This is a genomic window from Streptosporangium oxazolinicum (assembly GCF_039537505.1).
GTDB classification, from domain to species: Bacteria; Actinomycetota; Actinomycetes; order Streptosporangiales; family Streptosporangiaceae; genus Streptosporangium; species Streptosporangium oxazolinicum.
This window is the reverse complement of record NZ_BAABAQ010000006.1, coordinates 216,659-242,340: the sequence shown is the minus strand read 5'-3', so window position 1 is coordinate 242,340 and position 25,682 is coordinate 216,659. Positions and strand designations below refer to the sequence as shown.

General features: G+C 70.7%; 29 protein-coding genes. 15 read left to right on the top strand and 14 right to left on the bottom strand.

The window, feature by feature from the left end:
* Positions 1 to 91: 91 nt before the first annotated feature.
* The 6 genes from ABD817_RS18590 to ABD817_RS18565 all read right to left on the bottom strand — a co-directional run bounded on the left by ABD817_RS18590 (position 92) and on the right by ABD817_RS18565 (position 6,563).
* On the bottom strand, positions 92 to 343 hold the full coding sequence (locus ABD817_RS18590; RefSeq protein ID WP_344919228.1) for a DUF3039 domain-containing protein: 252 nt from the start codon (positions 341 to 343) through the stop codon (positions 92 to 94).
* A 174-nt stretch (positions 344 to 517) separates the two neighbouring features.
* Positions 518 to 1,096 (bottom strand): YqgE/AlgH family protein, encoded by a 579-nt coding sequence (locus tag ABD817_RS18585; protein ID WP_329091052.1) that lies wholly within the window; start codon positions 1,094 to 1,096, stop codon positions 518 to 520.
* 219 nt (positions 1,097 to 1,315) lie between these two features.
* On the bottom strand, positions 1,316 to 2,728 hold the full coding sequence (locus tag ABD817_RS18580; protein WP_344919449.1) for an NAD-dependent malic enzyme: 1,413 nt from the start codon (positions 2,726 to 2,728) through the stop codon (positions 1,316 to 1,318).
* A gap of 200 nt (positions 2,729 to 2,928) precedes the next feature.
* Positions 2,929 to 3,867, bottom strand: coding sequence for a tetratricopeptide repeat protein (locus ABD817_RS18575; protein WP_344919227.1), 939 nt, complete (start codon positions 3,865 to 3,867; stop codon positions 2,929 to 2,931).
* Positions 3,868 to 3,913: 46 nt separating this feature from the next.
* Positions 3,914 to 5,581 (bottom strand): coenzyme B12-dependent isobutyryl-CoA mutase large subunit, encoded by a 1,668-nt coding sequence (gene icmA, locus ABD817_RS18570; RefSeq protein ID WP_344919226.1) that lies wholly within the window; start codon positions 5,579 to 5,581, stop codon positions 3,914 to 3,916.
* A gap of 448 nt (positions 5,582 to 6,029) precedes the next feature.
* Positions 6,030 to 6,563, bottom strand: a complete 534-nt coding sequence (locus ABD817_RS18565) for a MarR family winged helix-turn-helix transcriptional regulator (protein WP_344919225.1) — start codon at positions 6,561 to 6,563, stop codon at positions 6,030 to 6,032.
* Between the two features lie 291 nt (positions 6,564 to 6,854).
* Between ABD817_RS18565 and ABD817_RS18560 the strand changes: the two genes are divergently transcribed.
* A complete protein-coding gene (locus ABD817_RS18560; RefSeq protein WP_344919224.1) occupies positions 6,855 to 8,270 on the top strand; it encodes a hypothetical protein in 1,416 nt (471 codons plus the stop codon).
* A 75-nt stretch (positions 8,271 to 8,345) separates the two neighbouring features.
* Positions 8,346 to 9,023, top strand: coding sequence for a DUF4230 domain-containing protein (locus ABD817_RS18555; RefSeq protein WP_344919223.1), 678 nt, complete (start codon positions 8,346 to 8,348; stop codon positions 9,021 to 9,023).
* Between the two features lie 157 nt (positions 9,024 to 9,180).
* Here the strand turns inward: ABD817_RS18555 and meaB are convergent, their stop codons facing one another.
* Both meaB and ABD817_RS18545 read right to left on the bottom strand, forming a co-directional pair.
* On the bottom strand, positions 9,181 to 10,125 hold the full coding sequence (meaB, locus tag ABD817_RS18550) for a methylmalonyl Co-A mutase-associated GTPase MeaB (protein WP_344919222.1): 945 nt from the start codon (positions 10,123 to 10,125) through the stop codon (positions 9,181 to 9,183).
* The gene (locus ABD817_RS18545) at positions 10,122 to 11,309 is read right to left on the bottom strand and encodes an acetyl-CoA C-acetyltransferase (RefSeq protein WP_344919221.1); all 1,188 of its coding nucleotides are present in this window, start codon (positions 11,307 to 11,309) and stop codon (positions 10,122 to 10,124) included. Before ABD817_RS18545 ends, meaB begins: the two co-directional genes overlap by 4 nt.
* 83 nt (positions 11,310 to 11,392) lie before the next feature.
* On the opposite strand from ABD817_RS18545, the gene mce reads away from it, so the two are divergent.
* Positions 11,393 to 11,854: a methylmalonyl-CoA epimerase gene (gene mce / locus ABD817_RS18540; protein WP_344919219.1), complete on the top strand. Its 462-nt coding sequence runs from the start codon at positions 11,393 to 11,395 to the stop codon at positions 11,852 to 11,854.
* Between the two features lie 157 nt (positions 11,855 to 12,011).
* Positions 12,012 to 13,307, top strand: a complete 1,296-nt coding sequence (locus tag ABD817_RS18535; protein ID WP_344919218.1) for a DivIVA domain-containing protein — start codon at positions 12,012 to 12,014, stop codon at positions 13,305 to 13,307.
* A 232-nt stretch (positions 13,308 to 13,539) separates the two neighbouring features.
* Here the strand turns inward: ABD817_RS18535 and ABD817_RS18530 are convergent, their stop codons facing one another.
* From ABD817_RS18530 to ABD817_RS18520, 3 genes are all read right to left on the bottom strand, one after another.
* Positions 13,540 to 14,340, bottom strand: coding sequence for an alpha/beta fold hydrolase (locus ABD817_RS18530; RefSeq protein WP_344919217.1), 801 nt, complete (start codon positions 14,338 to 14,340; stop codon positions 13,540 to 13,542).
* Between the two features lie 147 nt (positions 14,341 to 14,487).
* Positions 14,488 to 15,201 carry an alpha/beta hydrolase gene (locus tag ABD817_RS18525; RefSeq protein ID WP_344919216.1) on the bottom strand — a complete coding sequence of 238 codons (714 nt, stop codon included), beginning with the start codon at positions 15,199 to 15,201 and terminating at the stop codon, positions 14,488 to 14,490.
* Between the two features lie 202 nt (positions 15,202 to 15,403).
* Positions 15,404 to 15,724: an ATP/GTP-binding protein gene (locus tag ABD817_RS18520; protein WP_344919215.1), complete on the bottom strand. Its 321-nt coding sequence runs from the start codon at positions 15,722 to 15,724 to the stop codon at positions 15,404 to 15,406.
* A 236-nt stretch (positions 15,725 to 15,960) separates the two neighbouring features.
* On the opposite strand from ABD817_RS18520, the gene ABD817_RS18515 reads away from it, so the two are divergent.
* The 5 genes from ABD817_RS18515 (at position 15,961) to nucS (ending at position 19,571) form a co-directional block, all read left to right on the top strand.
* On the top strand, positions 15,961 to 16,401 hold the full coding sequence (locus ABD817_RS18515; RefSeq protein WP_344919214.1) for a hypothetical protein: 441 nt from the start codon (positions 15,961 to 15,963) through the stop codon (positions 16,399 to 16,401).
* Positions 16,398 to 16,778: a winged helix-turn-helix domain-containing protein gene (locus ABD817_RS18510; protein ID WP_344919213.1), complete on the top strand. Its 381-nt coding sequence runs from the start codon at positions 16,398 to 16,400 to the stop codon at positions 16,776 to 16,778. The genes ABD817_RS18515 and ABD817_RS18510 overlap by 4 nt, the downstream gene beginning before the upstream one ends.
* A complete protein-coding gene (locus tag ABD817_RS18505; RefSeq protein ID WP_344919212.1) occupies positions 16,778 to 17,656 on the top strand; it encodes an ABC transporter ATP-binding protein in 879 nt (292 codons plus the stop codon). Before ABD817_RS18510 ends, ABD817_RS18505 begins: the two co-directional genes overlap by 1 nt.
* Entirely contained in the window at positions 17,653 to 18,807 is a 1,155-nt protein-coding gene (locus ABD817_RS18500; protein ID WP_344919211.1) for an ABC transporter permease, read from the top strand. Before ABD817_RS18505 ends, ABD817_RS18500 begins: the two co-directional genes overlap by 4 nt.
* 104 nt (positions 18,808 to 18,911) lie before the next feature.
* Positions 18,912 to 19,571 carry an endonuclease NucS gene (gene nucS / locus ABD817_RS18495; RefSeq protein WP_344919210.1) on the top strand — a complete coding sequence of 220 codons (660 nt, stop codon included), beginning with the start codon at positions 18,912 to 18,914 and terminating at the stop codon, positions 19,569 to 19,571.
* Between the two features lie 78 nt (positions 19,572 to 19,649).
* Here nucS and ABD817_RS18490 read toward each other — a convergent pair whose 3' ends face one another.
* Both ABD817_RS18490 and ABD817_RS18485 read right to left on the bottom strand, forming a co-directional pair.
* Positions 19,650 to 19,874 (bottom strand): DUF397 domain-containing protein, encoded by a 225-nt coding sequence (locus ABD817_RS18490; protein WP_344919209.1) that lies wholly within the window; start codon positions 19,872 to 19,874, stop codon positions 19,650 to 19,652.
* 23 nt (positions 19,875 to 19,897) lie between these two features.
* A complete protein-coding gene (locus ABD817_RS18485; RefSeq protein ID WP_344919448.1) occupies positions 19,898 to 20,026 on the bottom strand; it encodes a Scr1 family TA system antitoxin-like transcriptional regulator in 129 nt (42 codons plus the stop codon).
* Here ABD817_RS18485 and ABD817_RS18480 point away from each other — a divergent pair.
* The 6 genes from ABD817_RS18480 (at position 19,973) to ABD817_RS18455 (ending at position 25,092) form a co-directional block, all read left to right on the top strand.
* Positions 19,973 to 20,434: an ATP-binding protein gene (locus ABD817_RS18480; protein WP_344919457.1), complete on the top strand. Its 462-nt coding sequence runs from the start codon at positions 19,973 to 19,975 to the stop codon at positions 20,432 to 20,434. The genes ABD817_RS18485 and ABD817_RS18480 overlap by 54 nt on opposite strands.
* Positions 20,435 to 20,520: 86 nt before the next feature.
* A complete protein-coding gene (locus ABD817_RS18475) occupies positions 20,521 to 21,405 on the top strand; it encodes an ABC transporter ATP-binding protein (protein ID WP_344919208.1) in 885 nt (294 codons plus the stop codon).
* A gap of 8 nt (positions 21,406 to 21,413) precedes the next feature.
* Positions 21,414 to 22,256: an ABC transporter permease gene (locus ABD817_RS18470; RefSeq protein WP_344919207.1), complete on the top strand. Its 843-nt coding sequence runs from the start codon at positions 21,414 to 21,416 to the stop codon at positions 22,254 to 22,256.
* Positions 22,214 to 23,614 (top strand): sensor histidine kinase, encoded by a 1,401-nt coding sequence (locus tag ABD817_RS18465; RefSeq protein WP_344919206.1) that lies wholly within the window; start codon positions 22,214 to 22,216, stop codon positions 23,612 to 23,614. The genes ABD817_RS18470 and ABD817_RS18465 overlap by 43 nt, the downstream gene beginning before the upstream one ends.
* Positions 23,615 to 23,617: 3 nt before the next feature.
* Complete coding sequence (locus tag ABD817_RS18460; RefSeq protein ID WP_344919205.1) at positions 23,618 to 24,241, top strand: response regulator; 624 nt, start codon at positions 23,618 to 23,620, stop codon at positions 24,239 to 24,241.
* A 245-nt stretch (positions 24,242 to 24,486) separates the two neighbouring features.
* The gene (locus ABD817_RS18455; RefSeq protein ID WP_344919203.1) at positions 24,487 to 25,092 is read left to right on the top strand and encodes a TetR/AcrR family transcriptional regulator; all 606 of its coding nucleotides are present in this window, start codon (positions 24,487 to 24,489) and stop codon (positions 25,090 to 25,092) included.
* 224 nt (positions 25,093 to 25,316) lie between these two features.
* Here the strand turns inward: ABD817_RS18455 and ABD817_RS18450 are convergent, their stop codons facing one another.
* Complete coding sequence (locus ABD817_RS18450; RefSeq protein ID WP_344744689.1) at positions 25,317 to 25,634, bottom strand: STAS domain-containing protein; 318 nt, start codon at positions 25,632 to 25,634, stop codon at positions 25,317 to 25,319.
* Positions 25,635 to 25,682 lie beyond the last annotated feature (48 nt).

Genomic DNA, 25,682 nt, shown 5'->3' with positions numbered 1-25,682 from the left:
CCCCCGACAGATCCCTGGCACTGGTCGTTCGCCGCCCCCCGGCGGCACCCCGACCGTAGCCTCATCTGTGGCGATCACCCATGAGCAACACTCACTCGTTGTTGCTGTCTTCGCCCTTCGGCAGACCCGAGTAGATCTCCTTGCACTCCGGGCAGACCGGGAACTTCTGGGGGTCGCGGTTCGGCACCCAGACCTTCCCGCAGAGCGCGCGGACCGGGATCCCGCTCAGCGCGCTCTCCATGATCTTGTTCTTCTCGACGTAGTGGGCGAAGCGCTCGTGGTCGCCGTCGCCGTGCGACAGGTCCGGGCGGACGTCGCTCTCAGGGAGAATCTTCGTACTCACCCTGGCGATTTTATGCCCGTACCACCGCGCCCGGGGCACCGGCGGCCGGTGGGTCGCGGAACACGTCCCACCGGCGCGGGCACGACACCCCGGGATCGCCTCTGGGACCGGCCCTGGGAAAACCCCTGGGAAAGGCCCCGGGATCGGGTGCCGGGGCGGTAGACGGGGGGCCGGCTAGTTCATCGACGGGTCGTCGGGGCAGGTGGCCACGTAGGCGAGCTCGCCCCTCTGGCGGCGGAGAACCGCCCGCCACAGCGACTCGGGCTCGTGGTGGAAGGTGTCGCCGGGCTCGGAGTCCACGACGTACCAGGCGCCCTCGCCGATCTCGCTCTCCAGCTGCCCCGCCGACCATCCCGCGTACCCGGCGAAGATGCGCATCTGGGCGATCTCTCCGGCGAGGATCTCCGGCGGCGCGTCGAGGTCGACGGTGCCGAGCCTGGAGACGGCCGCGGTGCCCGCGTGCAGCCGCCGCCAGCCGAGCGGTTCCTGCCCGCTCGGGACGGCGGCCAGCGCCAGGGCGCTGTCCGTCTGGACGGGGCCGCCCTGGAACAGCACGGATGGTCCGGTGACCATGGTGTCCCAGGTGGGGAGCACCTGGGTCACCGAGATGTCACTCGGTCTGTTGAGCACCACGCCCAGGGTGCCGCCGTCGAGGTCGTGTTCCAGCACCAGGACCACGCTGCGCCGGAAGTTGGGATCTTCCAGCTGCGGGGTCGCCACCAGAAGCCCACCGACGTAGATCGCCTCCGCCATACCTCCATCATGAGGGTTGAACCCCCTTTCGCGCTGCTCCACCCGCGCTTCCGATGGCCCGGCCCCCGCCCGGTGTCACGTGACGCGTATGGAAGGGCACTCCACGAGACGAAGCGGACGGGCGGCGGGCGGCCGACGGGCGGCAGGGGGTGGCCCAGGGGAAACGGGGGCCTCAGGCCACCCTCACGCCCCTTGTCACACCCCTCGTCGCACCCCTTGTCACGCCTCCGTCATGCCCGTACGGGCCCGGCCACCGGCCGACTCGCGCACGGCCGCCGCGACGGCGCCCGACACGTCCGGGTGGAACACGCTGGGGATGATGTAGTTGGGGCCGAGCTCCTCGGCGGTCACCACGGCGGCCAGCGCCTTGGCCGCTGCCAGCAGCATCTCCTGGCTGACCACGGTGGCCTGGGCGTCGAGCAGGCCGCGGAAGACCCCGGGGAAGGCCAGCACGTTGTTGATCTGGTTCGGGTAGTCGGAGCGGCCGGTGGCGACCACGGCGGCGTGCTCGCGGGCGTCGTCGGGGGAGACCTCGGGCTCGGGGTTGGCGAGCGCGAAGACCACGGCGTCCTTGGCCATCGAGGCGATGTCGTCGCCGTTGAGGATGCCGGGCGCGGACACGCCGATGAACACGTCGGCGCCCTTGACCGCGCCGCGCAGGTCACCGGAGTAGCCCTCGGCGTTGGTGTGGTCGGCGATCCACTGGAGCGAGTCGTCCAGGTCCTGGCGGCCGCGGTGCACGGCGCCCAGGTAGTCGCAGACGATCATGTTGCGGGCACCCGCCGCGAGCAGCAGGCGCAGCACCGCCGTACCGGCCGCGCCCGCGCCCGCCAGGGCGATGCGGACCTCGCCCAGGTCCTTGCCGACCACGCGCAGCGCGTTGGTGAGCGCGGCCAGCACGCAGATCGCGGTGCCGTGCTGGTCGTCGTGGAAGACCGGGATGTCCAGCAGGTCGCGCAGCCGCCGCTCCACCTCGAAGCAGCGCGGCGCCGAGATGTCCTCCAGGTTGATGCCGCCGAAGCCGGGGGCCATGATCTGCACCGTGCGCACGATCTCGTCGACGTCCTGGGTGTCCAGGCAGATCGGCCAGGCGTCGATGTCGGCGAACCGCTTGAACAGCGCGGCCTTGCCCTCCATGACGGGGAGCGCGGCGGCCGGGCCGATGTTGCCCAGGCCGAGCACCGCCGAGCCGTCGGTGACGACGGCGACGGTGTTGCGCTTGATGGTCAGGCGGCGGGCGTCCTCGGGGTTGCGCGCGATGGCCATGGAGACCCGGGCGACGCCGGGCGTGTAGGCCATGGAGAGCTCGTCACGGTTGCGCAGCGGCACCTTCGACCGCATCTCGATCTTGCCGCCGAGATGCATGAGGAAGGTCCGGTCGGAGACCTTGTGGATGACGACGCCCTCGACGCCCTCCAGCTTGTCGACGATCGCCTGCGCGTGATCGGTGTCACGCGCGGCGCAGGTGACGTCGATGCGCAGCGTCTCGTGGCCGGCCGTGGTCACGTCGAGCGCGGTGACCACACCTCCGGCGGACTCTACGGCGTGGGTGAGCTGGCTGACGGCATTGCCGCCGGCGGGCACCTCCAGGCGCACGGTGATGGAGTACGACACACTCGGCACGGTGGCCACAGCCAATCCGCTCCTTTGCGACTGACTTTGGTTGGGATGGCTTCCATCGTGCCATCTCGTGACGGGTGGGCGCGCCCTGGTGGGCGGACCTGCGCATATAGATGCGGTCACGACATACGCCATGCCACCCGGCCCACGGTACGGGCCGCGAGCCGGGTGCCCGGAGCACCGATCGCCGGGAACGCCGCTCAGAACGCCGCTCAGAACAGGGCGCTGGCCAGGTTTCTCCGGGCCCTGCCGATGGACGGGTCGTCGCCGGGGAGCGTGTCGAAGAGGCCGAGCAGGTGCACCCTGGCCGTGTCGCGGTCGGCGCCCGAGGTGCGGCGTACCACGTCGACGAGCCGGTCGAAGGCCTTGTCCACCTCGCCGGCGAGCATCTCGAAGTCGGCGGCCAGCAGCTGGGCCTCGATGTCGGCGGGGTCGGCCAGGCGGTCCCGCACACCGGCCGGGTCGACGTCCTGCGTCCGGCGGATCAGGCCGAGCCCGGCCAGGCCCAGCTTGGCGTCCTGGTCGTTCGGCGAGCGGGCCAGCAGCCGCTCGTACGCGGCCACCGCGCCGTCGAGATCACCGGCGTCGATGGCCCGCTCGGCGGCGAGCACGTCCGGGTCGACCGGGGGCTCCTGCGGCTGCTCTCCCTCCCCGCTCGCGGCCTCCTCGCCGGGGGGCGGGAGGTACTGGGCGAGGGCCTCCATCAGCTGCGACAGCCAGTCGCGCAGCTGCGGCTCGGTGGCGATGCCCGGGACGACGGCCACCGGCTGCCCCTGGAAGATGGCGTACAGGGCGGGCACGTTCTGCACCCGCAGCGCCTGCGCGATCTGGGGGTTGAGCTCGACGTCGACCCTGGCCAGGACCCACCGGGCGGTGTTCTCCGCGGCCAGTTTCTCCAGCAGCAGGCTGTACTGCTTGGCCTGCTCGGCGCGGGTGACGGTGAGCTCCAGCAGCACGAGGCCGTTCATGGAGCGTTCGACGACCTCGGTCGCGAAGTTGGCGTCGTCGACGTCGATGACCGGCGCCGGAACACCGCCGGTTTCCTGCGCGGTGGTCTCCCGCCGCGCCTGTGCCTCAAGGGCCTGCTTGCGGGCGCCGAGATCGACGGCGCCGTAGAGCGATCCGGGTCGAGTGAAGTCCGCTGGGCTCATGACTCCAATCCTGCCGTATCCCGGTCGATGCCCCGACGCGCCATCGCTAGAAGCGGGCCGGTTCGAGGTAGACGCCCCATTCGTCGCGCAGCGCGTCGCAGATCTCGCCCAGCGTGGCCTCGGCCCTGGCCGCGTCGAGCATGGCGGGGATCATGTTGCCCTCCCCCCTGGCGACCTGCACCATCGCGGCCAGCGCGGCGTCCACGGCCGCCTGGTCCCGGCCGGCGCGGCGCTCGGCCAGGACGCGGTTCTGCTCGCGCTCGACCTCGTGGCTGACCCGGAGGATTTCCAGCGGCTCGTCGATGGAGGCCGTGTGGCAGTTCACCCCGACGATCCTCTTCTCGCCCTTCTCCAGCTTGCGCTGGTAGTCGAAGGCCGCCTCGGCGATCTCGGACATGAACCAGCCGTCCTCGATGCCGCGCAGGATGCCCGAGGTCATCGTGCCGTCCGAGCCCATCTCCCTGATCCTCGTGAAGATCGCCTCGGCCTCGGCCTCCAGCCGGTCGGTCAGCGCCTCCACGTACCAGGACCCGCCGAGCGGGTCGGCGACGTTGACGATCTCGGTCTCCTCCATGAGCACCTGCTGGGTGCGCAGCGCGATCTCCGCCGCCTTCGCGGAGGGCAGCGCGAGGACCTCGTCGAGCGCGTTGGTGTGCAGCGAGTTGGTGCCGCCGAGCACCGCCGCGAGCGCCTCGACCGCGGTGCGCACCACGTTGTTGTACGGCTGCTGCGCGGTCAGCGACACCCCGGCCGTCTGGGTGTGGAAGCGCAGCCACTGGGCCTTGTCGGTCTTCGCGCCGTAGACGTCGCGCAGCCACCGCGCCCAGATCCGCCGGGCGGCCCTGAACTTGGCGATCTCCTCGAAGAAGTCGATGTGCGCGTCGAAGAAGAAGGACAGGCCCGGGGCGAAGACGTCGACGTCCAGGCCGCGCGACAGGCCCAGTTCCACGTAGCCGAACCCGTCGGCCAGCGTGAAGGCCAACTCCTGGGCGGCCGTGGACCCGGCCTCGCGGATGTGGTAGCCGGACACGCTGAGCGGCTTGTACGCGGGGATCTCGGCCGCGCAGAACTCCATCAGGTCGCCGATCAGCCGCAGGTGCGGCTCGGGGGCGAACAGCCACTCCTTCTGCGCGATGTACTCCTTGAAGATGTCGGTCTGCAGGGTGCCGTTGAGCTTCCCGACGGGCACCCCCTGCCGCTCGGCGGCGACGACGTACATGCAGAAGATCGGGACGGCCGGGCCGCTGATCGTCATCGAGGTGGTGGTGTCGCCGAGGGGGATGCCGTCGAAGAGCAGGTCCATGTCCAGCGCGGAGTCGATCGCCACGCCGCAGTGGCCCACCTCGCCGAGTGAGCGCGGGTCGTCGGAGTCGCGGCCCATCAGCGTCGGCATGTCGAAGGCGACGCTCAGCCCGCCGCCACCGGCGCCGAGGATCATCTTGTAGCGCTCGTTGGTCTGCCTGGCGTTGCCGAACCCGGCGAACTGCCGGATGGTCCACGCCTTGCCCCGGTAGCCGGTGGGGTGCAGGCCGCGGGTGAACGGGTACTCGCCGGGCCAGCCGATGCGCTCCAGGCGCGGATCGGCGCCCTCGGGCCCGTAGACCGGCTCCACGTCGATCCCGGAAAGGGTGCGGAACTCCGCCTCGCGCTTGCGCGCCCCGTCGAACCGCGCCTGCCAGCGCGCCCGCCCCGCCTCGACCCGCTCGGCGTCCATGGCCAACCCCCTTGTACGGCATGTGGCTTCTTATCCGGCTTGTGGCCTCATGGAGATACTAGGACGTCCTACTAATTTTTGGCCAGGCGCGGGGTCGGGACGGGATGGGGACGGAAGGGCCGGGAGCCGGATCCGGGCGGCCTCACCGCCGGCCCGCGAGGCCCCGATCGACGAGGGAGCCGCGACGCGAGGCGTCGCCCTCAGCCCGTGAGGCCGCGCCGGGGACTGGACTGAGGAGAGCGAGGTCGCGAAGAACGAGCGGCCTCGTTCGACGAGGGAAGGAGCCGGGTAAGAGCGGCCTCACCGCGACGCGCAGCGTCGCCTTCAGCCCGTGAGGCCGCGCCGGGGACTGGACTGAGGAGAGCGAGGTCGCGAGGAACGAGCGGCCTCGTTCGACGAGGGAAGGAGCCGGGTAAGAGCGGCCTCACCGCGACGCGCAGCGTCGCCTTCAGTACTGAAAGTCGCCGGCGGCCACGCGGAGGGTCCTGAACAGGTCGAACATCTGCTCCAGCCGCGCCTCGTCGTACATGGGCATGGCGAAGTCGGCCGCCATCAGGTCTGCGGTCGCCCGGTGAACGGTCTCGCGGCCCCGCTCGGTGATCTCGGCGAGCACGCCCCGGCCGTCGCGGGGGTTGGGCATGCGCCGGACCAGACCGGCGCGTTCCAGGCGGCTCACGGTGTTGGTCACGCTCGTGGGATGGACCATCAGCCGCTCACCGATCTTGGAGAGCGGCAGCGCCCCCGTCTTGCTGAAGGTCAGCAGCACCAGTGCCTCGTACCGGGCGAAGGTCAAGTCATGCGGTTTGAGCAGCGTGTCCAGTTGCGACAGCAGGATCTGGTGCGCTCTCATGATCGATGTGACGGCGGCCATGGCCGAGGAGGGCCCGAAGTGAACGCGCCACGTCTCCGCGGCACGTTCGATGGGGTCAAACGGGAGATTCAGCTGACCTGTAACCACAGGGCTACGGTAGCGCGGCCTCATCCCGATTCGCCCGTATACACAAAGTCACCGGACTGATGGCTTCACCAAGAACCCGGACGCCAAACGTCACGCTCCGTTATGGTTCCCACATCGAATGGTGAGGCCGTGGCCAAGTGGCCACGATGACTCAGTCCGGACTGCGGGGGACGCGAGCCGGACCGGTGCCGAGGGGACCGGCATCCGCACATTCACGGCACGGGGGGTGCTTGATGAACGACAACTTGACGGCGTTCGAACGCCGGGCGGGCTTCGGCCACACCGACGCGGCGTGGGTTTTCACCACGCCCACCGGTGCGTGAGCACAGGGGCGTTTCACGCGAAGAACTCCAGCAGAGCGGGTTGATGGCCGTCGCCATCCTGCTCGTGCTCGGGGTGGTCGCGGCGTGGAGCGTCCTGGTTCCCGGTGTCAGCGCGTGGGAGAACATCATCGTCGCGGTGATCGGCTCGCTCCGGCTCACCGGCCCGGTGGCGGCCGCGTTCGCCGCCTGGGTGGCGGTGCGCAGGCGGCGCGGGACACGCGGGCGGTCGATGACCCCGTGGCAGGCGGTACGGGCGCCACTGGCGATCCTGGTGGTGACGGGAGGCGCCTTCACCGCCACCGTCATGGTCCTCGCGGTCAGAATCATGATCACGGAGCAGGCCGGGCGGCTGCTGCCCAGCGGCCTGGTGATGGGCGCGGCCGGGCTGGCGCTGTACGTCGTGATCGGCTGGGTGCTCGGCTGGCTGATGCCGTGGACGATCACACCGGTCCTGGCCGGGCTCGGTTGCTACAGCCTGTTCACCTGGCTGTGCCAGGGGCCCGCCTGGGGTGACCGGCTCGCCCCCGCCACGCGGGAGCCGTACGACCCGTTCCAGGGGTTGAACGCGGCGGCGTTCACCGATCAGACGCTCTGGCTGGTGGGGATCAGCTCGGCACTGCTGCTCGGCTGGGCGGCGGTCGTGACGCGCCAGGCCCTGGTGCTGGCCGCCGCGCTGCTCGCGGTGCTGGCCGCGGGGACCGGCATGGCCAGGCTGTTCACCGAGCAGCAGCCCGTCTCGGCCCAGCAGGTCGTCTACAGCTGCCAGGAGTGGCCGATCATGGTCTGCGTGCACCCCGGGATGCGCGCCGGCCTGCCCGAGCTGAGCTCGGAGTTCATCAAGATCGCGTCCCGGCTGGCGGGGACGCCCGGGGAGTTCTCCCGGGTGGAGCAGCACCCCCGGCGCGACAACGCCCCCGTCGCCGCGGGCGTGATCGCGATCCACGTCGACGACCTGGCGGCCGGGTTCGCCGAGAAGGCGGCCGACGAGTTCGTCGAGGGCCTGGCCGCCAAGTGCGACACCGCCCCCGCGTCGGGATACCGCGACATCGTGGCCGCGTGGCTGCGCGGTGAGCCGCTTCCCGGCGGGCCGCTCCCGGAGCACCGGTACGCCGCGGCCTGGTTCTCCGGCCTCACGGACGTCCAGCGGCGCGACTGGCTCCGGCTCTACTACGCCGACTTCACCGGCTGCCGGCTACAAAGCACTCACTTCGGCGGCCAGGCCGGGCAGACCTCTCAGACAGGACAGACCGGGCAGGGCGCGGGGGGCACCTCGACCGGTCCCGAGCCCCGGCCCGGCACCGTCGACCAGGCACCCGGCGGGTCCCCGTCCCCCGGGGCGAGCATGCCGTCCGGCCCCTGGCGCGCCCCCTTCGCCGAGGGCGGCGCGCTCCCGTCGCCGCGAGGGTGAGGAGATCGACATAGGCTCCGCGGGAGAAGACGCGAGAAGGCGTGAGAAGGTCACCGTCCGGGGAAGGAGAGCGCTGTGAAAGCCCCCCAAGAAGCTCCGCCCGCGGCACCCCCGGCGGCGCGGCGCGGACGCGGCTGGCGTTTCCTCGCCGGGCTGCTCGTCGTCGTGATCATTCTCGTCGTGGGAGCCCGCCTCACCTGGTCGTGGCTGAACCCGTTCGGTGAGGAGACGGTCGACCGCAGCCAGCCCGTGCTGCTGGAGTCCATCCACAACCTCAGCCGTTTCGAGGCCGCCACCGGCAACTTCCAGGTCGTGGTGGACCTGGAGAAGGACGCGGCCTTCCTGCCCGACGCGATCAAGGGCAGCAGGACGCTCTTCGTCGGAGCCGGCGGCGTCGACGCCTACGTCGACTTCGGCGGCATCGCCGGCAGTGCCCTCACGGTCTCCCCCGACCGCACCGAGGTCACGGTGAGGCTGCCCCGCGCCCAGCTGGAGAAGCCGAACATCGACAACAAGCGCTCGTACGTCTACGCCCAGCAGCGCGGCCTCTTCGACCGGGTCGAGGACCTGCTGTCCTCCTCCCCCGCCGACCAGCGGGAGCTCTACGTACTCGCCGAGAAGAAGATCGCCGAGGCCGCCCAAGCCAGCGACCTGCGCAACCGGGCCGACCAGAACACCAAGATCATGCTTGAGGGCCTGCTGAAGGGCCTCGGCTTCGAGAAGGTCACCGTCAAGTTCGCCGACGAGACCTGAGCCCCGGCGCCCGAGCCCGGCACCGGAGCCCGGCGCGGGGGCTCGGGCGCCAGGACCACGGTGTCAAGGCGCCTCCGCACCGGAATCCCGGGTCCGGCGCGTGCCACGGCGTACCCGCTCTCACCCCGGAACGCGAACCCCGGGGGCCAGGCTCCGCTCAGCCCGAGGCGGCCAGGAGCTCGTCCGCCGCGGTGTAGGGGTCGAGTCCCGCGTCCAGCACGCGGGTGGCGAGGGCGTCGAGGCGCCGGTCGCCGCGCAGGTGGCCGAAGCGGGAGCGCAGGGTGGTGACGGCGATCGCCTCGATCTCGTCCCTCGCCCTGGCGTGGCGGCGCCGGACGAGCTCGCCCGACGCCTCCAGATAGGCCAGGTGGTCGCCGAGGGCGTCGACCACCTCCTCGCCTCCCTCACCCCGGCTGGCCACGGTCTGCACGATCGGCGGCCTCCAGGGCCGCTCGACCAGGGCGATCATGTTGCGGAGCTCGCGGACGGTGGCCTGGGTGCCCTCGCGGTCGGCCTTGTTCACCACGAACACGTCGGCGATCTCCAGGATGCCCGCCTTGGCCGCCTGGACGCCGTCGCCCATCCCGGGAGCGAGCAGCACGACGGTGGTGTCGGCCAGCGAGGCGATGTCGACCTCCGCCTGGCCGACCCCGACGGTCTCGACGAGGATGACCTCGCACCCGGCCGCCTCCAGGACGCGCAGCGCCTGGGGCGTGGCCCACGACAGCCCGCCCAGGTGGCCCCGGCTCGCCATCGACCTGATGAACACGTCCGGGTCGGTGGCGTGGTCCTGCATCCTGACCCGGTCGCCCAGCAGCGCCCCGCCGGTGAACGGCGAGGAGGGGTCGACGGCGAGCACGCCGACCCTCATGTCCCGCTTGCGGAACGCGTGGACCAGCATCCCGGTCGAGGTGGACTTGCCGACGCCCGGGGAGCCGGTGAGCCCGATGATCCGGGCCCGGTACGGCCGGTCGGCGCAGAGCAGCCCGGTGATCTCCCGCAGCCTCGGGGAGCCGTTCTCGACCATGGAGATCAGCCGGGCCACCGCCCGGGGCCTTCCCTCCCTGGCCATCGCGACCAGGTCGGAGACCTCCGCGGTCATGCCGAGGGGACGCGGATGATCAGGGCGTCGCCCTGCCCGCCGCCGCCGCACAGGCCGGCCGCGCCGAGACCGCCGCCACGGCGCCTGAGCTCGTGGGCGAGGGTGAGGACGATACGGGCGCCGGAGGCGCCGATCGGGTGGCCGACGGCGATGCCGCCGCCGTTGACGTTGACCCTGTCGAGGGGGACGCCGAGCTCCTTCACCGACTGCAGGACGACCTGCGCGAAAGCCTCGTTGATCTCCAACAGGTCGAGGTCTCCGGCCGAGAGGCCCTGCTTGCCGAGGGCGTGCCTGATCGCGTTGGCGGGCTGGGACTGGAGCGAGTTGTCGGGTCCGGCGACGTTGCCGTGGGCGCCGATCTCGGCCAGCCAGTCGAGTCCGAGCTCCTCGGCCTTCGCCCTGGACATCACGACCACCGCGCAGGCGCCGTCGGAGATCTGCGAGGCCGACCCGGCGGTGATCGTGCCGTCCTTGGTGAACGCGGGCCGCAGCCGCGACAGGACCTCGGCGGTGGTCTCCCCGCGTACGCCCTCGTCGGCGGAGAAGACCACCGGCTCGCCCTTGCGCTGCGGGATGGCCACCGGCACGATCTCGTCGTCGAGCGTGCCGTTCTTGATCGCGGCGGCGGCGAGCGCGTGGGAGCGGGCGGAGTACTCGTCCTGCTCCTCGCGGGTCAGGCCGAGGCGCGCGTTGTGCCGCTCGGTGGACTCGCCCATCGCCACCTGGTCGTACGCGTCGGTGAGGCCGTCGAAGGCCATCGAGTCGACGATGCCCGCGGAGCCGTACTTGACGCCCCTGCGCAGGCCGGGCAGCAGGTGCGGGGCGTTCGACATGGACTCCATGCCGCCCGCGACCACGATGTCGAACTCACCGGCGCGGATGAGCTGGTCGGCCAGGGCGATGGCGTCCAGGCCCGAGAGGCAGACCTTGTTGATCGTCAGGGACGGCACGGTCATCGGGATGCCCGCCTTCACGGCGGCCTGGCGGGAGGGGATCTGACCGGCGCCCGCCTGGAGCACCTGCCCCATGATCACGTACTGCACGGCGTCGGGGGCGACACCGGAACGCTCCAGCGCGGCCTTGATGGCGATGCCGCCGAGCTCGGCGGCCGACAGGCCGGACAGCGAGCCGAGCAGCCGTCCGATGGGCGTACGAGCTCCGGCGACGATGACGGAACCAGACATAAGAGGAGCCTCCCTGGCGGGCTTGGGACGACTTTGCCACCATACCCATGAGTACATCAGCGATCGCCATGGAGGATGTCCCTATGTTCATGCGCATCGATCATGTGGGAATCGCCTGTCACGACCTTGAGGAGAAGATCGCTTTTTTCGAGCGGACCTTCGAGCTCACGGTGGTGGCCCGTGAGGTGAACACCGAGCAGGGAGTGAAGGAGGCCATGCTGCACATCGCCGACGGCGAAGGCGGTGGGTCTTATATCCAGCTCCTCGAACCGCTCGGTCCCGACACGCCGGTCGGTAAATTCCTCGCGAAGCGCGGTGAGGGCGTTCACCATGTCGCCTTCGGCGTCCCGGATGTCGTGCAGGCCCTGGACAAGATCGGCGGCCGGGGCGTCCGGCTGCTCGACGAGCGGCCGCGTCACGGCTCCCTGGGCTCCTCGATCGCCTTTCTTCATCCCAAAGACGTCGGGGGAATGCTCACCGAACTCGTACAGGCCGCGGAAAGGCAAGCCGGGACGACGCCGAATGCAAGAAACGCTGATACGTAACAAGTCACGCATAAAGCCGGACGAGACCGCCAACTCGGCAACGGCGGAGTACGCTGGCGTACCACCGGACGTGGATCCCGCCCCGGCTCCCGCTTCGGATGCCTGAAACCCCCGTCCGGCCCGTGTAGCCGTCTCGACAACCCAGGATCGAGCCTCCATGCAGTCCGACATCGACGCCCAGCTCAACAACTTCTTTGAAGACGCCCCCGCTCGGGAATTCGACGTGGTGCTCCGTGGCTATGACCGGCACCAGGTCCACGACCACCTGAAGCAGCTCGACGGCGAGCTCCGGCAGTCCCGGGAGCAGGTTCAGGGCCTGCAGCGGGATCTGTCCGACTCCCAGCGCCAGCTCCAGGAACAGGAGCGGCCGACCTACTCCGGGCTCGGCGCCCGGATCGAGCAACTCCTCCGCCTCGCGGAGGAGCAGGCGACCGAGCTGGTCCAGGCCGCCAGGTCCGAGGCGAACGAGATCAAGGCGGCGTCCAAGGTCGAGGCCGCCGACCTGCGCGCCGCCGCCGAGAACGAGGCGGCCGAGAAGCGCGCCCTCGCCACCCGCGAGGTCGACGAGATGCGCACCAGCGCGGAGCGCGAGGCCGAGGAGATCCGCTCGACCGCCCGCCGCGAGGCCGACGAGCTGACCGCCACCACCGAGCGCGAGGTCTCCAAGCTGCGCGCCACCGCCGACCACGAGGTGGCCGAGAAGCGCGCCGACTCCGAGCGCGAGATCGCCAAGCTGCGCACCACCACCGAGCGCGAGGTGGCCCAGCTGCGCGCCTCGACCAAGCGGGAGCGCGACGAGGTCCTCACCACCGCCAAGCGCCAGGCCGACGAGATGCGCGCCCAGGCCCAGCGGGTCCTTGAGGAGTCCGAGGCCAAGCGGGCCCAGGACGAGGCGGAGTTCGAGATCCAGCTCGCCGCCCGGCGCGAGGAGGCGGAGCGCCAGGAGGCCGAGCGCCACGCCAACGCGCAGGCCGCGGCCCAGCAGCTGACCGCCACCGCCGAGCAGCGGGCGGCCACCGCAGAGCAGCGGGCCACCAAGGCCACCCAGCAGGCCGAGCAGACCCGCCGCGAGGCCGACACGCACGCCAAGCAACTGCTGGCCAACGCGCGCAAGAACGCCGACCAGATCGTGTCCGAGGCCAAGTCGAGCGCCGACTCCATCGTCTCCGAGGCCAAGGCGGAGTCCGAGCGCAGCCGCTCGGTCGCCCAGCGCCAGGTCGACGAGCTGACCCGCCAGCGCGACAGCATCACCAGCCACCTCGCGCAGCTGCGCCAGCTGCTCGGTGGCGCGCCGCTCCCGGCCGCCGAGCCGGAGCCCGCGATCGCCGCGGCGCCGCCGAAGCCGGCCATCCCCGCCGCCACCAACAGTGCCACCAACGGCGCCGAGAAGCCGGTCCCCGCGCCCGCCAGGGCCGAGGCGAAGGACGACGACGCGGAGTGGTGGCAGGAATAGGCGGCCGCTGACTCCGGGGCGTTGGCGACGGCTACGAGAGAGCCCGGCGACCTTCACGGTCGCCGGGCTCTCTTCCTGTCCCGCTTCCTTGCCCGCCGCTCAGGCTTCCCGCTTGGGTCTCATTCCCCGCCGCTCAGGCTTCCCGCCTGGACCTCATTCCCTGCCGTGAAGGCGGTGCCGGGCTCCGTCGAGGAGTCGCCGACCATCCCGGTGGCCGCGACGGTCGCGCCGCTCATCCGCGAGACGGCGATTCCCCGATCCCTCCGGCGAGCTCGGCGACGAAGCCGGACACCGCCCGGTTGAACGCCTCGGGCTGCTCGATCGCACTGAGGTGACCGGCCTTCTCGATCACGACCAGCCGCCCGTCGGGCACGGCCTCGGCCATCGCGCCCGCGTCGGCGGGCGAGGTGATCTCGTCCTCCTCACCCACGATCACCAGGACGGGCGTCTTGAGCGCCCGCAATGTGTCGAAGGAGTCGGGGCGGCCCGCCATGGCCCGCTGCGCCCAGGCGACGGCCGTCGGCGGGGCCGCCTGGACGAGCCCGCGCACCCGGCCGAACACCATCGCCCTGCGCTGCGCGGTGGTCTGCCCGACCAGGCCGGGGAGCACCTCCTCCAGCAGGACGGACGTGCCCTCCTCCAGCACCGCGGCGGCGATCCGCTCGCGGTTGGACCTGGCGGCCTCCGGGTCGGCTCCCGCCTTGGTGTCGGCGAGGATCACCCCTCGCAGCCGGTCGGGGTGGCGGCGGCACATGGCCATCGTCACGTAGCCGCCCATGGACAGCCCGCCGACGACCGCGCGGTCCACTCCCTCGTGGTCCAGCAGGCGGGCGACGTCGTCGGCCATCACGTCGAGGGAGGGGTCGTCCTCGCCCAGCACCGAGCCGCCGAAGCCGCGCAGGTCGGGGGTGATGACCTTGCAGACCGAGGACAGGCCCTCCCGCTGGGCCAGCCACATGGCCGACGACATGGGGAACGCGTGAAGGAGGACGACGGGAAGCCCCTCTCCCGCCGACCGCGTGTACAGCTGCACGCCGTCCACCGTATTCCCGGGACCCCCACCTGACACCCCCGGTTCCACAACCGTATATGACGTTGTGGTAACTCCGTCGCCGACGAACAGGACCCACTCGACGATACGGCGACGAAGGCCCCGTGACAGGCACGGACCGGACGGATCCTACGAGCCGGGAACCTCGGTGGGCAGGGGATGGGCGGCCGGATTCACCCGCAGGACGATCCGGTCGAGGACGATGCGCACGTACGGCTCGCCGACCCACAGGTGCTTGGCGTCGTCCACCTCGATCACCTCGGCCTGGGGCACCCTGGCGAAGCGCTCGCGGGCCTGCTCGGGGCGCAGGTAGTCGTCGAACTCCGGGACCATCACGGTCAGCGGACGCCCGAACCCCGCCCACGCGTCGAGGTCGGCGTCGGTGGCCCGGTGCAGGGGCGGGGAGAGCAGGATCGCGCCCTCCACCAGCGGGTCGTGGCCCCACTTGAGCACCAGCTCGGTGCCGAAGGACCAGCCGAGCAGCCAGACCCGGGGCAGGTCGTGGAAGTCGGCGTACTCCAGGGCGGCGGCGACGTCCAGGCGTTCGTCCTCGCCCCCGCCGAAGGCGCCCTGGGAGGTGCCCCGCTCCGAGGTGGTGCCGCGCGTGTTGAACCGCAGCACGGCCAGGTCGGCGAGGGCGGGCAGCCGGTTGGCGGCCTTCTTGTAGACGTGGCTGTCCATCATGCCGCCGTGGGTGGGCAGCGGGTGCAGGCAGACCAGCGTGGCCACCGGGGGCCGGTCCGCGGGAAGGGCCAGCTCGCCGACGAGCGTCAGACCGTCTCCGGTGTGCAGCTCGATCGGCTCCCTGCGCGCGGGCAGCACCGTAGAGGCCCGAATCTCCATGTCTCTCCTCGAATCCGCTTCGGCCGATCGGCATCGGCGCCGCTCGTGGCCGGTCGTGCGGGTCGTAGCCGGTCGCTCAAGTCGTACAGGTCATGCAGGTCATGCAGGTCATGCAGGTCATGCAGGTCATGGCCAGTCGTACCGGTCGTGCAGGTTGCAGCCGGTCGCGCAGGTCATGGCTGGTCGTGCAGGTCATGGCCGGTCAGTATCTGCTTCGGCCGGGACCGCGCCTCACCCGGTTGCGCCAGCACGCGGTGTGCCAGTGCCTGCGCTCGTCCTCCCCGCCCTGCCAGGCGGGCCAGCTGACCAGGTGCGGCAGGCCGGGCCTGATCTCCTGGTCGCAGCCGGGGCAACGGTAGATCTTGTCCGCCGCGCCGCCGGTGATCCGGCGCACCTGCCAGTCGCCGTCCGGCCACTCCTCGGTCCGGTCGACGCCGGGTACGGAGTCGCCGACCGGACGGGCGAGGCCCCGGTTGCCGCCACGGTCGAAGGGGTCGGCGCGGCGGGCCCTGCGGGGGCTCACGGCAGGTCTCGGGGACTCCGGGTCCCCGCCGCCTCACAACTGCTCGTCATCGTTCTCCCACCCTGCCCACCAGGTCCGCCCCACATGGCGAACCGCCCGTTCCGGCACCGCAACAGTCTCCCAGAGAGGTACCGGCTACCCCAAAAGCCGGGCCGGTAGCTAAAGAACGGTAAGAAAGTACTTGAATGAGAGTTGAGTAGTAAGTACCGTTTGAGTACATGAGCAGAGGAGGAGACATGAAGGAGGAGCTGACACCGGAGGAGGCCCTGCGGCGGATCGGCGAGGTCGGCCGGCGCACCCGGCGGCCCGCGCGCGTCGTCGGCCTGCTCTACGCGGTCGTCGGCCTGGCCACGATCGTCTACTGGCCCGTCATGTTCCTCGGCCCCGCCTGGTCCCGGCTCGTCGCCGGGGTGGCGTGGGTCGTCCTGACCATCTTGTTCGTCGGCTACCTCGGCGGCATGAGGACCCAGGACCCGGAGGTCACCTGGGCCAACAAGGCGAAGGGCCCCGTGACGGTCTCGTACGTCGTCCTGGTCCTGGTCGTGTTCGTGTTCGGCATGTTCCTCCTTCCCGACGAGCCGGGCACCGGCTGGAGCGCGGCACTGATCGCGATGGCGGTCTGCGCGAGCGTCCCCCTCCTCTACGCGGCATGGCGTGTGCTGCGGGCGGAACGGTGAGCGGGACGAACCGCACGAACGGCGCGGACGAGACGGGCCCGACGAGCGGCGGTACGGGCAGGGCGGCGGGCGGCACGGGCTCGCACCCCCGGCACGACCTCGACGACGTCATCCACGCGCCCGTCCGGCTGTCGATCATGGCCGCCCTGTCGGTCACCGACAAGGCCGAGTTCCGCTTCCTGCGCGACACGATCGAGATCAGCGACTCACTGCTCTCCAAGCACATCGTCACCCTGGAGGAGGCCGGCTACGTGCACGTGGAGAAGGCCTTCGTGGGTAAGCGTCCCCGCACCTGGCTGGCCATCACCGACGAGGGCCGCCGGGCGTTCCATGACTACGTCTCCGTGCTGAGACGCCTCACCGAGGGATCCCCCTGATGATCGAGATAGACGACCTGCACAAACGGTACGGCGACAAGATCGCCCTGGACGGCGTGACGTTCTCCGTGAGACCGGGCGAGATGTTCGGCTTCGTCGGGGCGAACGGGGCGGGCAAGACCACCACGATGCGCATCCTGATGGGCGTGCTGACCGCCGACTCGGGCTCCGTGCGCCGCGACGGCAGGGCCCTGACGTTCGACGACCGGCGCCGGTTCGGCTACATGCCGGAGGAGCGCGGCCTCTACCAGAAGATGAGGGTCGCCGAGCAGGTCGAGTACTTCGGCAGGCTCAGCGGCCTGACCGCGGGCGGCGCGAGAAAGGCCACCGCTGACCTGCTCGAACGGCTCTCGCTCACCGAGCGCGCCGGTGACGCGGTGGACGCGCTCTCGCTGGGCAACCAGCAGCGCGTGCAGCTCGCGGTGGCGCTGGTGCACGACCCGGAGGCGCTCATCCTGGACGAGCCCTTCTCCGGGCTGGACCCACTCGCCGTCGACGCGCTCGCCGAGGTGCTCGCCGAGCGGCGTGCCGCGGGTGTGCCGGTGCTCTTCTCCAGCCACCAGCTGGACCTCGTCGAGCGGCTCTGCGACTCGGTCGGCATCATCTCCGCCGGTCGCGTGGTGGCCAGCGGCACGGTCGAGGAGCTGCGCGAGCGGGAGGGACGCGGCCGGCTCAGGGTCGTCGTCAGGAACGCCTCCCCCGGCTGGGCCGCGTCCCTGCCGGGAGAGGTCACCGAGAAGGGCGACGAGGTCCTCGTCTCGGGCGTCGACGGCGACGGCCAGGAGATCCTGAGCCTCGCGGTCAAGGCCGGAAGCGTCGAGCACTTCGGCTGGCAGCGCCCCACACTCACCGAGATCTTCAGGGAGGCCGTCGCGTGAACGGGCTGTGGCTGGTCGCGCGGCGGGAGATCGTCACGCGCGGCCGTACGAAGGCGTTCGTCATCGGGCTCGTGGCCAGCGTCGTCCTGGTCGCGGCGGTGGCGTTCCTGCCCAGGCTCTTCTCCGGCCCCGACTCCTACACCGTGGGGCTCGCCGGACCGCAGTCGCAGTCGCTGGGACCGGCCCTGACCGCCGCCGCCAAGGACGTGGAGCTCACCGTCAAACCTCTCTCCGACGTGGGCGCCGCGGTCAGCGCGATCAGCCGGGACGAGGTGGACGCCGCCTTGGTGGACGGCCGCAGGGTGTACGCCGACGGGGAGGTGGACCGTGAGCTCGGCCTGCTGCTGGAGGCCGCGAACCAGGCCACCCAGACCCAGAAGCAACTGGCCGAGGCGGGGCTCGACCCGGCCAAGGTGGCCGCCGCCATGCGGGTCACCCCGCTGGAACAGGTCTCCATCGGTGCCGACGCCCGCTACGCGGGCGTGCGGACAGGCATCGCGTCCCTGATGGTCATGGTGCTGTTCTTCCTGCTCATCTACTCCTGCATGTACGTCGCCATGGGCGTGGTCGAGGAGAAGGGCAGCCGGATCGTGGAGATCCTGCTGACCTCGGTCCGCCCCTGGCAGCTGCTCGGCGGCAAGATCGTGGGACTCGGCGCGCTCGCGCTGGCCAACATGGCCGTGATCATCGTGGCCGGTCTCGGCGCGGCGGCGGCGACCGGCCTCGCGGCCGACCTGCCCCCGGGCATGACGGGCATCGTGGTGAGCGCCCTGTTCTGGTTCATCCTCGGATACGCGTTCTTCGCCGCGATGGCGGCGGCGCTCGGGTCGCTGGTGTCCCGGCAGGAGGACGCGAACAGCGTGCTGAGCCCGATGACGATGCTCATGATGGTCGCCTACCTGGTCGCCTACTTCGCGGCGGTCCAGCCGAACAGCCCGGTGGCCAGGATCCTGTCGCTGGTGCCGCCGTTCTCCTCGATGGTGATGCCGGTCAGGATGGCCGGGGGCGAGGTGCTCGCCTGGGAGATCGCCGTGGCGGCGGTCCTGATGCTCCTGGCGACGGCGGGCACCCTCCTTCTCGGCGCGCGTATCTACAGCCGCGCGGTCCTGCGTACCGGCGCCCGCGTCAAGCTCTCCGACGCGATGCGCTGACCCTCTCGGCGTGGCTCTCCGGGCCGTATGGCCCGGGAGCCGGTCCTCCGGCGGCCGGACGGATGACGGGGATCCGGACCCCGTCCGGCCGATAGGGTTCGGTCATGCGTCTGGTCATCGCGCGGTGCAGCGTGGATTACGTCGGAAAGCTCACCGCCCATCTTCCGATGGCGCCCCGGCTCATCCTCATCAAGGCCGACAGCAGCGTCTCCATCCACGCCGACGATCGGGCCTTCAAGCCGCTCAACTGGATGAACCCGCCGTGCAAGCTCCGCGAGGAACCCGGCACCTGGACGGTGACCCACGGCAAGACCGGCGAGAAGCTCGTCCTCACCATGGAGGAGATCATCCACGACACCAGCCACGAGCTGGGCGTGGACCCGGGCCTGATCAAGGACGGGGTCGAGGCCCACCTGCAGGAGCTGCTCGCCGAGCACATCACCACCCTGGGCGCGGGCTGGACACTCGTCCGCCGCGAGTACATGACGGCCATCGGCCCCGTCGACATCCTCTGCCGCGACCACACGGGCGCGTCCATCGCCGTGGAGCTCAAGCGCCGGGGGAACATCGACGCGGTGGAGCAGCTCACCCGCTATTTGGAGCTGATGAACCGCGACCCCCTGCTCGCCCCGGTCAGCGGCATCCTCGCCGCCCAGAGCATCGCCCCCCAGGCCAAGACCCTGGCCGAGGACCGCGGCATCCGCTGCGTCACCCTCGACTACGACGAACTGCGCGGCATCGAACGCAACGACACCCTCTTCTGACAGTCTTCCGACAGCGCGAACCGGCCCCGGATGCCACCGGGGCTCACGGGAGATCCACGAAACAGAGCCCGACGGCCGTTACGGCGTGCCGAACTCGCCGTCCAGCACCCCACCCAGGAACGCCGACCACTCCGCGGGCGTGAAGACCAGGGCAGGGCCGTTCGGGTTCTTGCTGTCGCGCACGGCGATAACCCCGGGCAGGTTTCGCGCCACCTCGACGCAGGCACCACCCTGACCGTTGCTGCGCGCGCTCTTGCGCCACTCGGCGCCCGACAGGTCTACAGGCTGATCGTTGACCGACATCCCCGCGTCCCCTCCCCCGGCGTTCACTGGTCAAGCTCGGCCGCGATTTTCGCGATGAGAGTCCTCGACGCCTCTACAGGCAGTGCGGCTGCCCGCAAATGGTCAAACATCAGCGTATACCGCTCGACTTCTGGAGTCTTCTCCAAATACAGGGTGCCGGTGGTGTACTCGATGTACACCACGTCGGGGTCGTCCGACCCGAAACCCAGCACACCGCCGAGCTGATCGCCTCCGAGCTGGTCACGAACGCCGTCAAGGCGACGGGCGACCTCACGGTCTCCTACGGGGAGGCCATGCTCTCGCCCGACCTGGTGACGATCGGCATGTACCGAACCGGCCCGTACGTCGTGGTCGAGGTGTGGGACGGCGACCGCACCCCGCCCGTTCCGAAGACCCCGTCCGACGACGAGGAGGGCGGGCGCGGCCTGCTGCTCGTCGAGCTGATGTGCCGCAGCTGGGGTTACCGGTGGCCGGTCACCGGCGGCAAGATCGTCTGGTGCGTGATCGCCGCCGATCCCGGCCACACACCCGGCGGCGAGAGATCGCGTACCGGGGGATGACGAGGCCGGGTGTCCTCCGTTCGGTGGACACGGGGCTCCATCGAACGTTGGTGCCGGGAAAGCCGCACAAACGCGACGCTTAACGCATGGAGGACACAGCGGTAAGAGTGAGGGGCCTGACGAAGCGCTACGGCGACGTTCAGGCCGTCGGGGGGATCGATCTCGACATCCGCGCGGGCGAGGTGTTCGCGATCCTCGGCCCGAACGGGGCCGGGAAGTCCACCACGGTGGAGATCATGGAGGGGCACCGCACCCGGGACGCCGGGGAGGTCAGCGTCCTGGGCGTCGACCCCGGCAGGCCCACCCGCGCGTGGCGTTCGCGGATCGGCATCGTGCTGCAGACGGCCGACGACGTGGCCGAGGCGACCGTACGGGAGACCGTGCGGCACTTCGCGGGCTACTACCCCGGCGCCAAGGACCCGGACGAGGTGATCGAGCAGGTCGGGCTGATGGAGAAGGCGGACCAGCGCATCCGGAAGCTCTCGGGCGGCCAGCGGCGCCGGGTGGACGTCGCGCTGGGGGTGATCGGCGACCCGGAGCTGCTCTTCCTGGACGAGCCGACCACCGGGTTCGACCCGGAGGCCCGCAGGCGGTTCTGGGAGCTGATCGAGGGCCTGGCCCGCGACGGCACCACGATCGTGCTCACCACCCACTACCTGGACGAGGCCGAGGCGCTGGCCGACCGGGTGGCCGTGGTCGCCGGGGGGCGGATCGTGGCCGAGGGCGAGCCCAAGACCCTGGGCGGCAGGGCCACCGCCAAGGCCCTGGTGAGCTGGTCCGACGCGGGCGAGCGCCGCTCCCTGGAGACGGACACGCCGACCAGGACCGTCCTGGAGCTGACCCACCGCTTCGACGGCGAGGTCCCCGGACTGGCCGTGACCCGTCCCACCCTGGAGGACGTCTACCTCCGCCTCATCGAGACCCCCGCCGGATCGTCCTCTGTCCGAGCGTCGACCGATTCCCCGAGGTGATCAGCCAGATGAGCCAGACCCTTGCCCGATCTTCTGCCCCGGCCGTCCGGGCCGGGCAACCTTCCGTGACACGACTGGGGCTGTCACGGGCGGTTGTCGAGAACAGGATGTTCTTCCGCGAGCGGGACGCGGTGATCTTCACCTTCGCCTTCCCGATCATCATGCTGGTGCTCTTCGGCTCGATCTTCTCCAGCGAGATGGAGGGGACCGGCCTGACCGTCTCACAGCTCTACGTGGCCGGGCTGATCGGGACCGCCGCGATGACGGGGTTCCAGAACCTCGGCATCAACGTCGCGATGGACCGCGACGACGGCACGCTCAAACGGCTGGCGGGCACCCCGCTGCCCCGCACCTCCTACTTCGTGGGCAAGGCCCTCAACACCCTGTCCGTCTCCTTCCTGCAGGTCGTCATCCTGCTGACCATCGGCGTCGCGCTGTTCGGCCTGGAACTGCCCTCGGAGGCGTCCCGGTGGGTGACCTTCACCTGGGTGTTCGTGCTCGGCGTCGTCGGCTCGTCCCTGCTCGGGGTCGCGATCAGCAGTCTGCCCCGGTCGGCCAAGAGCGCCAGCGCGGTGATCGCGATGCCGTTCGTGGTGCTGCAGTTCGTCTCCGGGGTGTTCATCCCCGTCGGGCAGCTGCCGTCCTGGCTGGTGAACGTCGCCTCGATCTTCCCGCTCAAGTGGATGTGCCAGGGATTCCGGTCGGTCTTCCTGGGCGACGCCGGAGTCACACTTGAGGTCGCGAACTCGTACGAACTCGACCGGGTCGCCCTGGTTCTGGGAGCCTGGGCGGTCGGAGGACTGGTGCTGTGCCTGATGACGTTCCGCTGGAAGAGCCGCCGCGACGGATGATCCCCGCCGACCACACCGCGCCCCCCGCCCGGGGGGCCGGTCCGCACGCCTGGGAGTCGCTGTGGGGCTGGGAGGTGCTCCTGGTCATCGCGCTTCTCCTGCCCAGCTGGACCGCGCTCAGCATCGACGTGCCCGTACGCGAGAAGGTGATCGTGGCGGGCTGCCTGCTCACGATCCTGCCGCTCTACGTCCTGCTGGGCCGTCCGGCGATCGTGGTCGAGGACAGGCGCCGGGGGGCTCTCTACGTCGTCCTGCTGGTCGCGCTGTTCACCGCCCCCGGGCTCATCGCGCCGTACGCGACGTTCGCCCTGTTCGGGATCTGCCCGCAGTGCTTCATGGTCTTCCCCGCCAGGCGGGCGATGATCGCCGTGACCGCGCTGAACCTCTCCCCGATGATCCGCTACCTGTTCCTGGTCGACAATCCGGAGCCGTTCAACTTCCTGATGGTCACCACCATCGTCATCTTCTTCTCCGCCATCTTCGGCGTCTGGATCGAACGGATCACCCGGCAGAGCGAGGAGCGGGCCGTGCTCATCGAGGAGCTGGAGAGCAGCCGGGCCACGGTGTCGAGGCTCTCGGCCGAGCGCGGGGCGCAGGCCGAGCGCGAGCGGCTCGCCGGGGAGATCCACGACACCCTGGCGCAGGGCTTCACCAGCATCATCATGCTGATCCAGGCGGCCGAGGCGCAGCCGGACCCGTCCCGCCACCTGGCGCTGGCCATGCGGACGGCACGGGAGAACCTGACCGAGGCCCGCCTGCTGGTCACCACGCTGAGCCCGGCACCGCTGGACGGCTCGACCCTGGACGAGGCGCTGCGGCGGCTGACGAACCGGCTCGGCGAGGAGACGGACCTGTCCACCGCGTTCGAGGTGTACGGGGAGTCCCGGCCGCTGAGCGCGCCGGTCGAGGTGGTGCTCGTCCGCGCCGCCCAGGAGGGCCTGGCCAACGTGCGCAAGCACGCGGGCGCGGAGTCCGCCACGGTCTCGATCGCCTACCGGGACGACTCCGTACGGCTGGAGGTGCGCGACGACGGACGCGGTTTCGAGCCGTCCGGCGGCCAGGGGTACGGCCTGCGGGGCATGCGCGCCCGGGTGGAGCAGGTCGGCGGGACCCTCACCGTGACGGGACTCCCCGGTGAGGGGACGACCCTTGAGGTGGCCGTCCCCACCGACCGGCCCGCCCTCACCTCCGGCGACCTCCCGGCCCCTTCCGGCGACCCTGGCGATCCCCATGACCCCCGTGACCTCCGCAACCCCGGCGATCCCCGCGACCTCGGCGACCTCGGCGACCAGGCCGACGCCTCCGACGTCCCCGCCGACCGAACCGAACGGCCCGGCCGCCCCGGCCAGAGAGTGTGACACATGCTTCGCGTGATGATCGTCGACGATCACCCGGTGGTCCGCGAGGGCCTGCGGGGCATGCTGGAGGCCGACCCCGGGATCACGGTGGTGGGCGAGGCCGCGTCGGGGGACGAGGCCGTCGTGCGGGCCGGGGAGCTCACACCGGACGTGATCCTGATGGACCTGCGCATGCCCGACGGGGACGGGGTGAGCGCCACCTCGCGCATCCTCACCGGGCGGCCGGAGAGCCGGGTGGTCGTGCTGACCACCTACGAGACCGACGCCGACATCGTACGGGCGGTCGAGGCCGGTGCGGCGGGGTATCTGCTCAAGGACACCTCCAGGGCCGACCTGCTCGCCGCGATCCGCTCGGCGGCGCGCGGGGAGACCGTGCTGTCGCCGTCGGTGGCGACCAGGCTGGTCACCCGGATGCGGGCTCCGGTGGCCGAGTCGCTGTCGCCGCGCGAGACCGAGGTGCTCTCCCTGGTGGCCCGGGGGCTGACCAACGCGGAGATCGGCAGGACCCTGTTCATCAGCGAGACCACGGTCAAGACCCATCTGCTGCGGGTCTTCGGCAAGCTCGGTGTCTCCGACCGCACCGCCGCCGTGACAACGGCCCTGGACCGGGGCCTGCTCACCCGCTAGACGACCGCGAACCGGGGCCGAGGCCCGTGCCGACCGCGACGAACCTCACCTTGCGGGCGAAAGGTAACTTGACCGACTACTCAGACTTGTCACCTTCTTGCACCAAGGATGTAAGCAATACCACAGCTACTCTTCCACAAAAAGGATCTTGCACCCATAATGGTTGATTCCGGGGGCCAGAACCATGAGGTGGAAGTGATAAAGCGAGTATCTGTCAACCTCACGCCGATCCGCGGGAGCTTGACATGAACGGACGGTCCTACCGGGGAATGTCAGCGGAGGAGAGGCTTGCGGAGCGCCGGGAGCGCCTGATCTCCGCGGCCTACATTCTTTACTCCGACCCCGGATTCCCCGAAACGACGATCGAGAGATTGTGCGCCGAGGCACGCATCTCCAACCGCGCCTTCTACGAGTGTTTCTCGGGGCGCGACGAGCTGATGCAGACCGTGTACGACCGGTGCGTGCGCGAGACGCTGGACGCGATGTCGAAAGCCATCGAGCAGGCCCCCGACACCCTGGCCGACCGGGTCGAAACGGGAGTCACCAGCTACATCAGCTTCGTCACCGACGACAGGCGCCGCGCGCGGATCATGCATCTGGAGGTACGCAGGGCGGGCGAGTGTCTCGTCACCTCCAGGCAGTCGGCCGTCGCGGCCTTCACCAGAACGATCGAGTCGAACGTCGCCGACCTGCCGGAGGTGACGAAGGCCAACCAGCACCTCCTCGCGCTGGGCATGATCGGAGCGATCCAGGAGCTGCTCATCGAGTGGGTCCTGGCCGACGACCCGCCTCCGGTCGCCGGGCTGATCGACACCGCCACGCACATCTTCCGCAGGTCCTTCGTGACCTGACGGCGGCGGGAGAAGGGGACGGGTCCGCAGGGCCCGTCCCGATGTGATCCGGCGTCGCCGTCGGCCTGGACTCCGGTGCGTTCCGGCGCCGCGATCGCCCAGGACTGCGGTGCGTTCCGGCGCCGCGATCGCCCAGGACTGCGGTGCGTTCCGGCGCCGCCGTGGCCCCGAACTCCGGTGTGTTCTGGCATCGCCGTGGCCCCGAACTCCGGCGACCGCCCGGATCAGGCCACCGCGGCCATGGGAAGCTCGACGGTGAGGACCCGGTTGAGCCGGGTCACCGCCAGCACCCGCATCACCCTCGGCGGCACCCCCCGCAGGATAAGACGGCGTTCCGCGCCCACAGCGCGGCGGTGCGTACCCACCAGCACCCCGAGACCGGTGGCATCGATCATTTCCAGCCTGGAAAGATCTACGATCAGGTCGCCGCGCCCGGAGTCGACCGCCTCGTGCAGCCGCGGGCGCACTCGGGCGACGGTTCCGACGTCGAGACGATTCCCGACGCCGACCACTTGGGCCCGGGGGTTACCAGGGACGCGCATGCCTCCTCCTCACGCCCGGCCACCGGCAGGAAGCGGCCCGGCACAACG

Coding starts and splice junctions, on each gene's coding strand:
- ABD817_RS18585 (WP_329091052.1), bottom strand. CDS start 1,096: ATGGCGGAGGCGATCTACGTCGGTGGGCTTCTGGTGGCGACCCCGCAG.
- ABD817_RS18575 (WP_344919227.1), bottom strand. CDS start 3,867: ATGAGCCCAGCGGACTTCACTCGACCCGGATCGCTCTACGGCGCCGTC.
- icmA (WP_344919226.1), bottom strand. CDS start 5,581: ATGGACGCCGAGCGGGTCGAGGCGGGGCGGGCGCGCTGGCAGGCGCGG.
- ABD817_RS18565 (WP_344919225.1), bottom strand. CDS start 6,563: ATGAGGCCGCGCTACCGTAGCCCTGTGGTTACAGGTCAGCTGAATCTC.
- meaB (WP_344919222.1), bottom strand. CDS start 10,125: ATGACCGCGGAGGTCTCCGACCTGGTCGCGATGGCCAGGGAGGGAAGG.
- ABD817_RS18545 (WP_344919221.1), bottom strand. CDS start 11,309: ATGTCTGGTTCCGTCATCGTCGCCGGAGCTCGTACGCCCATCGGACGG.
- mce (WP_344919219.1), top strand. CDS start 11,393: ATGTTCATGCGCATCGATCATGTGGGAATCGCCTGTCACGACCTTGAG.
- ABD817_RS18535 (WP_344919218.1), top strand. CDS start 12,012: ATGCAGTCCGACATCGACGCCCAGCTCAACAACTTCTTTGAAGACGCC.
- ABD817_RS18525 (WP_344919216.1), bottom strand. CDS start 15,201: ATGGAGATTCGGGCCTCTACGGTGCTGCCCGCGCGCAGGGAGCCGATC.
- ABD817_RS18515 (WP_344919214.1), top strand. CDS start 15,961: ATGAAGGAGGAGCTGACACCGGAGGAGGCCCTGCGGCGGATCGGCGAG.
- ABD817_RS18505 (WP_344919212.1), top strand. CDS start 16,778: ATGATCGAGATAGACGACCTGCACAAACGGTACGGCGACAAGATCGCC.
- nucS (WP_344919210.1), top strand. CDS start 18,912: ATGCGTCTGGTCATCGCGCGGTGCAGCGTGGATTACGTCGGAAAGCTC.
- ABD817_RS18490 (WP_344919209.1), bottom strand. CDS start 19,874: ATGTCGGTCAACGATCAGCCTGTAGACCTGTCGGGCGCCGAGTGGCGC.
- ABD817_RS18480 (WP_344919457.1), top strand. CDS start 19,973: ATGGTCAAACATCAGCGTATACCGCTCGACTTCTGGAGTCTTCTCCAA.
- ABD817_RS18475 (WP_344919208.1), top strand. CDS start 20,521: ATGGAGGACACAGCGGTAAGAGTGAGGGGCCTGACGAAGCGCTACGGC.
- ABD817_RS18470 (WP_344919207.1), top strand. CDS start 21,414: ATGAGCCAGACCCTTGCCCGATCTTCTGCCCCGGCCGTCCGGGCCGGG.
- ABD817_RS18460 (WP_344919205.1), top strand. CDS start 23,618: ATGCTTCGCGTGATGATCGTCGACGATCACCCGGTGGTCCGCGAGGGC.
- ABD817_RS18455 (WP_344919203.1), top strand. CDS start 24,487: ATGAACGGACGGTCCTACCGGGGAATGTCAGCGGAGGAGAGGCTTGCG.
- ABD817_RS18450 (WP_344744689.1), bottom strand. CDS start 25,634: ATGCGCGTCCCTGGTAACCCCCGGGCCCAAGTGGTCGGCGTCGGGAAT.